The 12,627-nt window shown below is 66.5% G+C and carries 11 protein-coding genes; 4 read left to right on the top strand and 7 right to left on the bottom strand.

Annotated elements, in window-relative coordinates:
- Positions 1–4: 4 nt before the first annotated feature.
- The 5 genes from F8197_RS16210 to F8197_RS16190 all read right to left on the bottom strand — a co-directional run bounded on the left by F8197_RS16210 (position 5) and on the right by F8197_RS16190 (position 3,767).
- On the bottom strand, positions 5–937 hold the full coding sequence (locus tag F8197_RS16210; protein WP_019920424.1) for a family 2A encapsulin nanocompartment shell protein: 933 nt from the start codon (positions 935–937) through the stop codon (positions 5–7).
- 78 nt (positions 938–1,015) lie between these two features.
- Positions 1,016–1,273: a helix-turn-helix domain-containing protein gene (locus tag F8197_RS16205; protein WP_019920423.1), complete on the bottom strand. Its 258-nt coding sequence runs from the start codon at positions 1,271–1,273 to the stop codon at positions 1,016–1,018.
- Positions 1,270–2,205, bottom strand: coding sequence for a serine O-acetyltransferase EpsC (gene epsC, locus F8197_RS16200; RefSeq protein ID WP_152882718.1), 936 nt, complete (start codon positions 2,203–2,205; stop codon positions 1,270–1,272). Before epsC ends, F8197_RS16205 begins: the two co-directional genes overlap by 4 nt.
- A gap of 4 nt (positions 2,206–2,209) precedes the next feature.
- On the bottom strand, positions 2,210–2,680 hold the full coding sequence (locus tag F8197_RS16195) for a rhodanese-like domain-containing protein (protein ID WP_152882717.1): 471 nt from the start codon (positions 2,678–2,680) through the stop codon (positions 2,210–2,212).
- 118 nt (positions 2,681–2,798) lie between these two features.
- Complete coding sequence (locus F8197_RS16190; protein WP_152882716.1) at positions 2,799–3,767, bottom strand: hypothetical protein; 969 nt, start codon at positions 3,765–3,767, stop codon at positions 2,799–2,801.
- A 120-nt stretch (positions 3,768–3,887) separates the two neighbouring features.
- Here F8197_RS16190 and F8197_RS16185 point away from each other — a divergent pair, with 120 nt between their 5' ends.
- The 4 genes from F8197_RS16185 to F8197_RS16170 all read left to right on the top strand — a co-directional run bounded on the left by F8197_RS16185 (position 3,888) and on the right by F8197_RS16170 (position 10,374).
- The gene (locus F8197_RS16185) at positions 3,888–4,724 is read left to right on the top strand and encodes a M15 family metallopeptidase (RefSeq protein WP_152882715.1); all 837 of its coding nucleotides are present in this window, start codon (positions 3,888–3,890) and stop codon (positions 4,722–4,724) included.
- A gap of 112 nt (positions 4,725–4,836) precedes the next feature.
- Positions 4,837–8,598 carry a type VI secretion system membrane subunit TssM gene (gene tssM, locus F8197_RS16180; protein ID WP_152882714.1) on the top strand — a complete coding sequence of 1,254 codons (3,762 nt, stop codon included), beginning with the start codon at positions 4,837–4,839 and terminating at the stop codon, positions 8,596–8,598.
- Positions 8,595–9,572: a type VI secretion system-associated protein TagF gene (gene tagF / locus F8197_RS16175; RefSeq protein WP_152882713.1), complete on the top strand. Its 978-nt coding sequence runs from the start codon at positions 8,595–8,597 to the stop codon at positions 9,570–9,572. Before tssM ends, tagF begins: the two co-directional genes overlap by 4 nt.
- A gap of 19 nt (positions 9,573–9,591) precedes the next feature.
- Positions 9,592–10,374 carry an OmpA family protein gene (locus F8197_RS16170; protein WP_152882712.1) on the top strand — a complete coding sequence of 261 codons (783 nt, stop codon included), beginning with the start codon at positions 9,592–9,594 and terminating at the stop codon, positions 10,372–10,374.
- A gap of 42 nt (positions 10,375–10,416) precedes the next feature.
- Here the strand turns inward: F8197_RS16170 and icmH are convergent, their stop codons facing one another.
- Together icmH and tssK are read right to left on the bottom strand one after the other, a co-directional pair.
- Entirely contained in the window at positions 10,417–11,199 is a 783-nt protein-coding gene (icmH, locus tag F8197_RS16165; protein WP_019920415.1) for a type IVB secretion system protein IcmH/DotU, read from the bottom strand.
- Positions 11,196–12,542, bottom strand: coding sequence for a type VI secretion system baseplate subunit TssK (gene tssK, locus F8197_RS16160; protein WP_152882711.1), 1,347 nt, complete (start codon positions 12,540–12,542; stop codon positions 11,196–11,198). Before tssK ends, icmH begins: the two co-directional genes overlap by 4 nt.
- Positions 12,543–12,627: the final 85 nt, after the last annotated feature.

The following is a 12,627-nucleotide window of genomic DNA, read 5'->3' as shown; positions in this document are numbered from 1 at the left end:
CGGCTTACTTGTAGGTGTCAGGGTAGTCGTGGTATTTGCCGATTTCGACGTCGTCCAGCACGGCCAGCGCGTCGGAGGTCAGCACCGCGAGCGAGCAGTACAGCGAAATCAGGTACGACGAAATCGCGTGGTTGTTGATGCCCATGAAGCGCACCGACAGGCCCGGGCTTTGCTCGCCCGGCAGGCCAGGCTGGAACAGGCCGACCACGCCTTGCCGCTTGTCGCCCACGCGCAGCAGGATGATCTTCGATTTGCCGTCGGCCACCGGCACCTTGTCGGACGGGATCAGGGGAATGCCGCGCCAGGTGATGAACTGCGAACCGAACAGGCTGATGGTCGGCGGCGGCGTGCCGCGACGGGTCGCTTCGCGGCCGAAGGCGGCAATCGCCAGCGGGTGGGTGAGGAAGAAGGCCGGCTCTTTCCAGACCTTGGTCAGCAGTTCATCGAGGTCGTCCGGGGTGGGCGCGCCGGTGAGCGGGAAGATGCGCTGCTCGTCGGTCACTTGCGCCAGCAGGCCGTAGTCCGGATTGTTGATCAGTTCGCTTTCCTGGTTTTCCTTGATGGTCTCGATGGTCAGGCGCAGCTGCTCCTTGATCTGGTCGTGCGGGCTGCTGTACAAGTCGGAAACGCGGGTGTGCACGTCGAGGATGGTCGAGACGGCATTGAGGAAGTACTCGCGCGGATTTTCCTCGTAATCGACGTAGGTGCGCGGCAGCTGGTTCTCCTGCTCGCGGGCGGTGCAGGTGACCTTGATCGCTTCCGGATTCTTGACCTTGTTGAGGCGGTAAATGCCTGCTTCCACCGGCACCCATTGCAGCAGGTGCGTGAGCCAGCGTGGACTGATGGTTTCGAGCTGCGGTGCAGTCTTGGTTGCGTTGGCTAATTGCCGTGCTGCGTTGTCGCCCAGCGCCGTGGTGCCGCCTACAGTTGCCGTCATTTGAGGTTCCTTTGATTTAATGATGTGACTTGCATAAGTGTGCGTGCTGGAGCGGGACCGCTCAACATGCTATAGCCATCAACCGGGGCCGTTGGCATCGGCCCGCACGCTGCGGTCCAGCAGCGCGGCCGGTGTGAGCTTGAGCGCGGCCGCCAGCTTTTCCAGTGTCACCAGCGAGGCGATCACGCTGCCGCGTTCGATCTCGCCGATGTACGAACGATTGAGGTTGGAGTTCTCGGCCAGCCGCTCCTGCGACCAGCCGCGCGCGAGGCGCAGCGCACGCACGCCGGCGCCGAAGTTGTGCACCAGCGAACCCGGTCCGGCATCGGCACTCATGATGCACCGATGCTGTTGGCCAGCGCCCCCGAGCGCGATTCGGCCTGGGCGATGCGGCCGCCTGCCGGCACGTCGTGGGTGAGCCAGACATTGCCGCCGATGACAGCGCCCTTGCCCAGCGTGATGCGGCCCAGGATGGTGGCGCCGGCATAGATCACCACGTCGTCTTCGACGATCGGATGGCGCGGCAAGCCTTTTTGCAACTTGCCCTCGGCGTCGGTCGGAAAGCGCTTGGCGCCGAGCGTGACGGCCTGGTACACCCGCACCCGGGCGCCGATCACGGCGGTCTCGCCGATCACCACGCCGGTACCGTGGTCGATGAAGAAGCCGGGGCCGATGTGGGCGCCGGGGTGGATGTCGATGCCGGTGGCGCCGTGCGCCAGTTCGGCGATGATGCGCGCCAGCAGCGGCAGGCCCAGGCCATACAGCTGGTGCGCCAGCCGGTAATGGATCATGGCCAGCACGCCCGGATAGCACAGCAGCACTTCATCGACGCTGCGCGCGGCCGGATCGCCCTGGTAGGCGGCCAGCACGTCGCTGTCGAGCAGGGCGCGGATGGCGGGGAGGGCGGCGGCAAAGTCGCGGGTGGCGGTCAGCGCCTGCTGGTCGAGATCGAGCACGCCATCGCTGTCGGCCAACTGGCCGAGATGCGCGTTGTACGCCAGCTCGCGCCGTACCTGCTTGAGCAGCGCGTGCAGGGCGCCGTCGAGCGCATGGGCGACATGAAAATCCTCGCTTTCCTGGCGCAGGTCGGGTGGTCCCAGCCGCATCGGGAACAGCACGCCTTTCAGGCTGTCGATGATCGCGCCGAGCGCATCGCGCGACGGGAATTCGCGGTTGCCCGCTTCGCTGTTGCGGCGCTGCGTGTGGCGCCATTGGTGCCGCACTTCGTGCAGCGACTGCACTACACCGGTGATGTCGAAGGTACCCATTGTATTAGTCCTGGATCCAGGGAAGTTGGTGGAAGCGCCAGCCGTCGGCCTTGCCGCGCTGCTGGTGCTCATCGAGCTCGCCTTCGAAGCCTTCGAGCACATTGAAGACATGGGTGAACCCGGCCTTGGTGGCCGCTTCGGCAGCCAGCACCGAGCGCTTGCCACTGCGGCACAGCAGCAGGGCGACGGCATCCTTGCCGCCGATTTTGTTTTCGAGTTCGCGCACGAAGCGCGGGTTGCGGGTGAGGGCGGTGCCGGTGGCCCAGGCCACGTGGCCGCTGTCGGCAACGTGGCCGACGAACTTGCGTTCTTCGCCGGTGCGCACGTCGATCAGCTGCGCGCGGCCGCTGCTGAACAGCGCCCAGGCCAGCGCGGGCGGCACGCCGCCGGCATACGGTAAATTGGAGGACTGTGCCGCTGCCTTGATGGTGGCAAGTTCTTCAGGCAGGGCGGTGGCGATTGCTTCTACAGACATGGATAACCTCGATGCGCTTGGTGGCGATAGACAACATGGAGGTCAATATACGGCGGGGGTTTATAAACCAGAACGAATAAAAACAGAGACGGTTAGATGAAAAAAGCATAAGCCGAGCCTAGTTGGCCGGTGCGCGGCAGACCGGGTCCGATTCCCAACCGCCGGAACAGATGCGGGAGCGGCACAACATGCCCTCCATCAGGCCCAACTGCTTGCAGCGCGCCAGCAGGTCGGCGGTAGATACGCCGTCCACGCGCTCGACCACGTCGCGGCTCGGTTCGGGCGCCACGCTGGCCGGCTTGTTCGCGTGGGCCACCAGTGCGGTCAGCAGGGTGACGTCGGTGTCGCTCGCAGCCGGTGGGATCGGGCTGGAACCAGGGCGCACGCGTGGTGCCACAGGTGCCGGCTTGCCGTAAGAGGCGATGGTGCTTTTGTGGGAGCCTGCCTTGTTGGCGGTTTTGCCTGTGTCGTTGATCCTGGTGGGAGTGCCGGTCCTGTGGGGCGGACCGGAGGCAACAGCCATGCTGCGCTCCCCCGCTGACGTCGAGGACAACGGCACCGCGAACGTGCCGGAAGGCGCGGAGGCCGCCAGGCGCGGCTGGTTGATGATGGCCGCCGGGTGCTCCGCATGAACATCGCTGCTGCCCGCGTAAGCCGCTGCTGGCGCTGCGCTGGCTGCAGACATGACGTCCGCCGCTGCTGCCCTTGCCGCCGGCATCACATCCACCGCTGTCGCCGTCATCGTCGTCCCTGCTGCTGCATTCGCGACATTCTCCGCAATCTTTGCTGCTGCCTCCACTGTGTCCTGCGCCGCCGTTGCTTTGACATGCCGGTCGCCCTCCGCATGGCGCTTGAAAGTCACCGGCGTGATGGTCTCCTCGTGCATCAGCCAGGCCAGGCCGCCCAGCGTCAGCAACAGCAGCACCAGTCCCACGGTCCAGCCATCGAAGCTCCAGGCGCGGGCAGGACCGGCGGCGCGGCTGCCGGCTTTGGGGCCGTATTCGAGCTGCGCCAGGATGCGCCGGTTGCCATCGGCCGCGCCGTGCGCCGCGCCCATCAGATTCGGCATCTGCTTGGAGGTGTCCACATTTTTCTCCCGGGTTTGATCTGATCTTTCACGCGACTTGCTGGGCGGCATACCATGAAGTGTTGCGGCCGCCTGCCAGTGTCCATCCGGCAGCGCGCCCCGGTCTTGATGGAGCGCACCATGTTTCTCTTTTCCATGCTGATGTTTTTTGTCGCGGTTTGCGCCGGTGCGTGGCTGCTGCTGTTTCCCTCCGGGCGGGCGCTGCTGGCGCAGTCGGTGGCCGGCGTGGCCGGGCGCCTCGAACATGGCGTGCGCCGCCGCGCCGCCCACGGCGTGCTGCAAGCCGGTACGCTGGGACGCGGCGCGCGCGATGGGGTGGCAAACGGGGCGCGCCTGCTGCGGCGGCGCTGGCCCTTGCTGCTGGCCGCAGCGGTGCTGGTGACGGTACCGCCGCTGCTGGCGCTGGTGCTCAGCAGCCCCACCATGCTGGGTGGTTACGAAGACCACCGCGTGACCAACGAGCAGGTGGCGCAGTTGCTCAAGGGCGAGCGGCTGGCGGCGCCGGCCGCGCTGCCACCGCCCGTGTTTACCACCGCCGAGGTGACGCTGGTGCGCCCCATGCTCGACAGCGCAAATCGCAACTGGCAACTGCTCGATGCCGATTTCTCGCGGCGGTTGCTGGTGGTGTTTCGCATCATGAAGGAGCAGCACGGCTACGACATGGCCATCCTCGAAGGCTACCGCAGTCCCGAGCGGCAGAACGCGCTGGCGGCGGCCGGCCCCGCTGTCACCAATGCGCGCGCGTTCCAGAGCTATCACCAGTTTGGCCTGGCCGCCGACTGCGCCTTCCTGCGCGACGGCAAGCTGGTGATCTCGGAAAAAGATCCGTGGGCCATGCGCGGTTACCAGCTCTACGGTGAGGTGGCACAGTCGGTCGGACTGACCTGGGGCGGGCGCTGGAAGATGATGGATTTCGGCCACACCGAGTTGCGCGTGGCGGGAACGCTGGCCAAATAATTCCAGGCGGCTATTGTTGTTTTTGATCAAGATTTTCCAGCAATCCTGATGGCAACATTGATCGGTCCGCCTTTGGTCCAGGCGCCCAATCCTGCCGCCTGCGAGTGCCCCGATGCGACGATTCTGGAACTACATCACCGATGCCCGCCGCCTGACAATTGCCGGTCTGATCGCGATGGCAGCGCTGTTCTACCTAGGCGCCGAAGTGCTGGAACTGGCGCTGATCTGGGCCCTGGGCGCCACCGCCCTGATGCTGCTGATCGCCGGTGGCGTGTGGTGGTGGCGCCGTCGCCGCGCGCGCGGCGACGCCGAACAGCTGGCGCAGGCCATCGCTGCGCCAGCGTCTGCCGAAACCATCCAGCGCGACCAGTCACTCGAAGAGGTCAAGGCCATCCGCGAGGGTCTGCTCAAGGCCATCGACACCATCAAGGGCTCGCGCCTGGGCATCGTCTCCGGTGCGCGCGCGTTGTACGAGCTGCCGTGGTACATGATCATCGGTAATCCGGCAGCCGGCAAAAGCACGGCGATCACCAACTCGGGCCTGCAGTTCCCGTTCGCCGATGGCAAGGTGGTGCAGGGCGTGGCCGGCACCCGCAACTGCGACTGGTTCTTCACGCCGGACGGCATCCTGCTCGACACCGCCGGCCGCTACTCGGTGATGGACGAACACCGCGCCGAGTGGTTCGGCTTTCTCGACCTGCTGAAAAAATACCGGCGCCGCGCGCCGATCAACGGCATCCTGATCGCGGTCAGTATCGCCGAGCTGCGTGGCGACGATCCCGAGGCCGGCATCCAGCTCGCACGCGGCCTGCGCAAACGGGTGCAGGACCTGATCGAACGGCTGGAAGTATTCGCGCCCGTGTACGTGGTGTTCACCAAGGCCGACCTGGTTGCCGGCTTCGGCGAATTTTTCGCCCAGGCCGAACGGGCGGAACGCGAACGCGTCTGGGGCGCCACCATGCCGTACAAGCGCAAGAACGCCAGCCAGCAGATACTGGCGTTCTTTGACCAGACCTTCGACGAATTGTGCGACGGCCTCAAGGCGCTCTCGATCGCCAACATGGGCCAGCAGCGGCGCGACCGCATGGAGCCGGGCGTGTTCACGTTCCCGCTCGAATTCTCCACCTTGCGCACGCCGCTGCGGGCCTTCCTGGCCGCGCTGTTCGAGGAAAACCCGTACCAGTTCAAACCGCTGTTTCGCGGCTACTACTTCACCAGCGCGCTGCAGGAAGGCTTGCCGGTCAGCGCGCAGTCGCAGCGCGTGGCGCAGCGCTTCGCCTTGCAGGCGCCGCAGCAGGGCGCACATGACCGCACCGCCACCGGCCACTCGGGCTTCTTCCTGTTCAACCTGTTCCGCAACGTCATCTTCGCCGACAAGGACCTGGTGTCGCAGTACGCCAGCCGCCACAAGGTGCGCCTGACGTACGCGGTGTTTTTCACGGCGATGCTGGTGCTGGGCGGGGCGCTGGGCGGGTGGGGCTGGTCTTACCTGGGCAACCGCCAACTGGTGAGCAATGTGCAGGCGGACCTGGACCAGGTGATCAAGCTCCAACAGGGGCGCCTCGATTTGCAGTCGCGGCTGGAGGCGCTGGCGATCCTGCAGGACCGCATCGAACAGCTGGAACGCTACCGTGACGAGCGTCCCTGGTCGCTGCGCATGGGGCTGTACCAGGGGGAGCTGCTCGAGCAGAAGCTGCGCGCCGAGTATTTTGCAGGCGTCAAGGAGGTGATGGTCAGGCCGGTGGTGGCCAACCTGGAAGAACTGCTGACGGCGATGAACACTCACGCCGACCAGCTGCGCGCACCGGACGCCGCAGCACCGAGTGCCGAAGCACCCGCTGCCACGGAGGCGGCGCAGTTCCAGCAGGCGTCTGCCGTCAACGTGGACGATGCCTACAACGCGCTGAAAACCTATTTGATGCTGGCCGATAAAAGCCACGCTGAACCGGGCCACCTGAACGACCAGCTCACGCGTTACTGGCGCGGCTGGCTGGAGAGCCAGCGCGGCGCCATGTCGCGCGAGCAGATGATCCAGGCGGCCGAGCGGCTGCTGACGTTTTACCTGGCGCAAGTAGCCGATCCGGCGTGGCCGCGCATCGAGCCGAAGCTGGCGCTGGTGGACCAGTCGCGCGACCATCTGCGCCGCGTGGTGCGCGGCATGCCGGCGCGCGAACGCGTGTACGCCGACATCCGCGCCCGCGCCAATACCCGCTTCCCGGCGATGACGGTGTCGCGCATGGTGGGAGAGCAGGACCAGGCGCTGGTGGCCGGCAGCCATGCGATTGCCGGCGCCTACACCCGCGAGGCGTGGGAAAAATACGTGCAGCCGGCCTTCCGCGAAGCGGCTGCGCGCGAGCTGCAAAGCACCGACTGGGTGCTCAAGAGCGCTACCCGCGACGACCTCACGCTCGAAGGCAGCCCGGAGCAAATCCAGAAAGGCCTCACCGATTTGTACAAAGCCGACTACGCGCGCGAATGGCAAAAATTCGTCACCGGCGTCACCATCGCCAACCTCGATGGTTTTGACGCCGCTGTCGTTGCCATGAACCGGCTCGGCGATCCGCAGGCGTCGCCGATCGCGAAACTGCTGACCACGATCGACCAGCAAACCTCGTGGGACAACCCGTCGGTGATGAGCGCGGAACTGAAGGCGGCGCAGAGCGGCTTCGTCAACTGGATCAAGAACCGCGTACTGAGTCGCGGGCCATCGCAGGTCAACGTCAACCTGCAACTGCCGCAGGCAGGCGACCAGCCCATGGGGCCGATCGGGCGCGAGTTCGCCGGCGTGGCGAAGCTGCTGGCCGCACGGGACAAGGACGCCTCGCTGCTGGGCGGCTATCTGCAAACCCTGTCGAAGCTGCGCGGGCGCCTCAACCAGCTCAAGAACCAGGGCGACCCCGGTCCCGGCGCGCGCCAGTTCATGCAGCAAACGCTGGAAGGCACCGGCTCCGAGCTGGCCGACGCATTGCGCCACGTGGACGAGCAGATGCTCAACGGTATGAGCGACAGCCAGAAGCAGGCGATTCGTCCGCTGCTGGTACGCCCGCTGATGCAAACCTTCGCGGTGCTGATCGCGCCGGCCGAGGCGGAAATCAACAAGACCTGGCTGGCGCAGGTCGTGGAGCCGTTCCGGCAGACGCTGGCCGACAAGTATCCGTTCGCGCCGAACGGCCGCACCGAAGCGGCCGGCGCCGACATCGCCCGCTTCTTCGGACCGGATGGCCTGGTTGCCAAGTTCGCCACCGCCGCCATGGGCCCGCTGGTGGTCAGGCGCGGCGACGTGCTGGCGCCGCGCACCTGGGCCGACATGGGCATTGCGCTGGCGCCGCAGACGGCCACGCGCTTTGCCGGCTGGATCGCGCCCCTGAACGGCGCGGGCGGGGCCGAAACCCCGCCGCAAACCGTGTTCCAGATCCAGCCGTTGCCAGCGCCCGGCGCGCTCGAATACGTGGTCGATATCGATGGTCAGCAGCTCCGCTACCGCAATACGCCGCCGCAGTGGGCGCACATGGTCCATCCTGGCCCCACCGGCGCCGAGGGCGCGCGCATCACCGCCACCGGCGTGGATGGCCGCAGCGTGGATGTGTTCAACCATCCCGGCCCGCAGGGTCTGAAAATGATGATCGACGCGGCGGCCAAGCAGCGCCGCGAAGGTGGCGTGTTCGAACTGCGCTGGACTACCGGCACGGTGACGGTGGCAATGGGGCTGAAAATCATCAGCAGCCCTGAGAGCGGCAACGATGATCCCGAGCCGCCAGCGTCGGGCCAGCGCTTCAAGGGCATGCAATTGCCCGAGACCGTGGTGGGTGCGGGCATTGCTGCCGGTGGTGCGACGGCCGTAGCAGCCATGGCGGCCGCCGGGACCGCACCATGAAAGGCGGCCCTCAAGCGGCGCGCATCGGCTACTTCGGCAAGCTGCCGGCACGCGCAGACTTCATCAAGGCGGCCGACAACCCGGCGCTGGCCAGCCTGCTCGACGGCTGGTTGGCCGAGGTGATGAACCGCCTGAGCGCCGCGCCGCGCTGGAAGCTGCATTACGATGCCCTGCGCCCGGTGCATTTCGCGTTCGTGGGCACGCGCAGCCGGCGCGCCATCGGCGGCCACCTGGCGGCCAGCAGCGACGCTTCGCAGCGGCGCTACCCGTTCCTGGGCATGAGCGCGATCGACGTGGGCGACCCGCGCGGTTTCGCTGCGCTCAGCCCCCTGGTGCTGGCGCCGTTATGGACTACGCTGGACGTGCTGGCCGCCGAGGTGCTGACGGCGTGCGACCCGGAGCCGGCGTTGCTGGCGCTGGCTGCCGCCACCGTCGATCTCGACCCAGGCGCAGCCGAGCACCAGATTGTGTTCACCGATTTTCTCGACCGCCAGACGATAGCGGGGATGGAGGCGCTGCTGGGCCGCACGCAGGTACGCCGCACCATCCTGGCGCTGGGTCTGCTGCTGCGGACGGTACTGCACGCTGGTGCAGGTACCGCCACGCGTCTCGACAAAAGCCTGGTGTTGCCGCTGCCGGTAGCGACGCGCGTGCGTTACCTCGTGGCCGCCTTCTGGCTCGACCTGGTGACGCCGTTCGTGCAGCAGGCCGACGTGGAGCTGGCGCTGTTCCTGGTCGATAGCGGCGACTTGCCGGTGCTGGTGATCGGCTTTGCCGGCGCCGCACCGGAAACGCTGCAGGCGATCATCGATCCCGAGTGCGCGGCGGATCACCAGGTCGGCTTCGACGACACCGGCTGGATCGACGCGCCGCTGGCGGCCGACGCCGCCGTGCAGACCCTGGCTGCCTACCTGGAGCAGGGCCAGCTCTCGCTGCGCTCCGCCCGCGAGCTGTTTCACGAAACCTTTGTCTGATCATCCTTGGGAGTCTCCGATGCGCCAGCGTTCGATCTGGCCGGCCCTGGCGCCGGCATTGTTTGTGTTGATGGTTCCCGCGTCTGCCCAGACCGGGAGCGACCCGCGCCCGGGCCAGGTGGTGGTCAACGGCGCTGTCGCCGACGAGGGCGGCAAGGCGGCCTTGCTGGCGCGCGTGCGTGAGCTGTATGGGCCGGAGCGGGTGGTGGACCAGGTGGCGATCGCCCAGGTATCGCTGCCGCCCAACTGGCACGGTTACCTGCTCAAGCTGATCGGCCCGAACCTGAAGTGGATCACCAAGGGCGAGATCAAGATCGACGGCACCAATATCACCTTGCGCGGCGAGGTGGCCAACGAGGCGCAGCGCCAGCAGATCGCCAGCGACATCGCCACCAGCCTCAATCCCACCTATACCGTCAACAATGGCTTGCGCGTGAGCGCGGCGGAACAGAACCTGCTCGATGCGGCGCTGGCGAAGCGCATCATCGAGTTCGAAAGCGGCAAGGCGACGCTGGCCGACTCGGGCAAGGTGATCCTCGACGAGATGGCGGCCGCGCTGCACAAGGTCAAGGGCAAGCAGGTGGAGGTGATCGGCCACACCGACAACCTGGGCCAGCGCGAGAGCAACCTGGCGCTGAGCCACGCCCGCGCGCAGACGGTGCGCAGCTACCTGGCGGAGAAGGGCGTGAGCCAGGACATGGTGCTGGTGTCGGGCCAGGGACCGGATCGGCCGGTGGCGGAGAACACTACTGCGGAGGGGCGCGCCAGGAATCGGCGGATCGAGTTCAGGGTGGCGCAGTGAATTTTGAGGCCGTCGCTTCGCGCCGGCGGAGCGTCCGTCTTATTAAGGCAAGGTAATCGTCACGTAAGCCGGCCGTGGTGCCAGCTTGACCAGGTCCGAATATCCGGCCAGCCGCTCGCGCGACTCGCTCGCCAGCGACGCCCGCAAACCGATGAACGCCCCCAGTCCGCACACCGCAAACAAGGCGCACGCGGTCCACAGCGGCGTGTTGGTGCGCAGCTTGTGGACGATCTGGTCGGGCCGCTCGGCCTGCGGCGCGAAGCCTTTGCTCTTGCCCTGGATGTGGGCGATCTCGTCGCCGAGGCGCGCAGTCATGTAGGCCAGCTTGTCGCCGCTGTCGAGCGCATACTTGCCCTTGAAGCCGATCAGCAGGCACATATGAAACACCTGCAGCGCGGCCAGGCGCGCGCCGCCGGTGCTGCGCAGCGCCTCCAGGCGGTCGAAGAAGTGCTCGCCCGCCAGTTGGTCGCCGAAGATCACCAGTTGCAGCGGGCGGCGCTCCCACGCTGCGCGCATCGGGAATTGCGATGACAGGATGATCTCGTCGAGCGCCGCGCAGTACGCGTACTTGGCGGCGTCGATGTCGTCGCCGTGGGCGCGCAGCTTGCGTGCCTCGCGGTCGAAGTCGGCCAGGTACGCGGTGATGTTGTCGAGGAACGCCGCCTCGCCCGGCGGTACGCTGCCGTTCCTGAGCATGAACAGTAGGTAGAAACCCTCCTGCAGCAAATCGAGCAGGGTTTGCACGTGGCCGTAGCCGGGCTGGATCTGGCGCCGCTGGCCGCCCAGCTGGGTGGGATTGGCGCGCCGTTCGACGTGGGCGTTCATGCTGTCACCGCGATCAGGTTCAGACGCAGGTCGCGGATCCCGGACGGCACGTAAATCGAAATCGACTGCGCCTTGAGCATATGTTCATACAACATACCCTTGCCCTCCAGTGCGAAGTAATAGGTGTCCGGTTGAACGGGAATGGCCGCCGGCACTTGCGGCGCGTGCGTGAGTTTCACGCCTGGCATGGCCGACAGCACGCATTTTTCCACGTCGTCGGGCGCACCGACTTTGACGCGCAGCGGCACCACGTCCACCAGCTCCAGCGCCGACAGCGCCGCGCCCACCGCCAGGTACAGCGTGGTGCGCTGGTCGATCTTGCCCGAATCGAGTTTGCCCAGGTGGTAGCTGGGCTTCTCCTCGCTGAGCGCGATCGAAAAATACCTGGTCGAGATCACGGTATCGAGCAGGTCGCGGATGATGTGGTCGAGGCTGGAGAAGCACAGCGCCAGGTCGTCGTGGCGGTAGGCAGGCAGTTGCACCAGCGAGTACTGCTTGGAGTAGGTCATCATGGCGCCGGCCAGCGCGAGCAGGCATTCGAACAGGCGCTCCGGGTGCATGCCGGGATGGCGCACGTAGTGCATCAGGGTGGCGGCCGACGTGCTCACCGTGTGCAGCAGCCAGAACGACGACACGTCGCCGGAGCGGAATTCGATCACGTTGCGGCTCGGCTCCCGCATATGGCCTTGCAGCGACTGCACCTTCGCTTGCAGCGCTTCCATCAGCCGGTCCAGCATCTCCTTGAGCGCCGGTGCGCCAGCGATCGACAACGTGGGCGGGATGAACGCAGGATCGGGTTCGAAGCCGCCGGTCACCGTGCGCCGCAGCCGTATCACCGGCACGCAGTCGAAGGCGCCCAGCGGTTCCTGGTCCGACACCAGCCGCACCGATTGTTTTAAAAACGCCACGTCGGCGCCCACCGCGCCGGTGTACAGGTCGGCCGTTTCGCGCGCGGCCTGGCTGTAGCGGGCGCCCTGGTGGTATTCCTTCGCGCCGGCGGCATTACCGCCGCCCGGCGCCAGCGCAGGCAGGGCGGCGTACCACGTCACCTCCTGCAGCGCGGCAGGCAGCGCGGCCAGGTCCACGGCCGGCGGCAGCGGCTCGCTGCCGGGGGCGTCGAAGATTTCGCCGTCGCGGAAGATCAGCGACAACGCCTGCAGGCGCAGGCGGTCCGCCTTGAGCGCGTCGAGATCCCACTCGATGCGGCGCACGCCCCACAGGAACGGTTGCAGCGCCAGCGCGACCTGGTTCAGGCGCGCCTCGTGATAGCGGTCCTGCTGCTGAAAATGCTGCGGCCGCAGGAACAGGCCCTCGCCCCACAGCACCTTGGATGGAATGGTCATGCGAACTCCTTTCTGCGGACAGTTCTGCATTAGAGCCAATCGAGACTCCTCGATTATTGCGTGAGCGCAAGCAAATCGGAAAGGC

Source organism: Duganella sp. FT27W (genome assembly GCF_009295655.1).
In the GTDB taxonomy this organism is placed as follows: domain Bacteria; phylum Pseudomonadota; class Gammaproteobacteria; order Burkholderiales; family Burkholderiaceae_D; genus Rugamonas; species Rugamonas zoogloeoides.
Note: the sequence above shows the minus strand (reverse complement) of the source record. Positions and strands in the feature narration are given on the sequence as shown.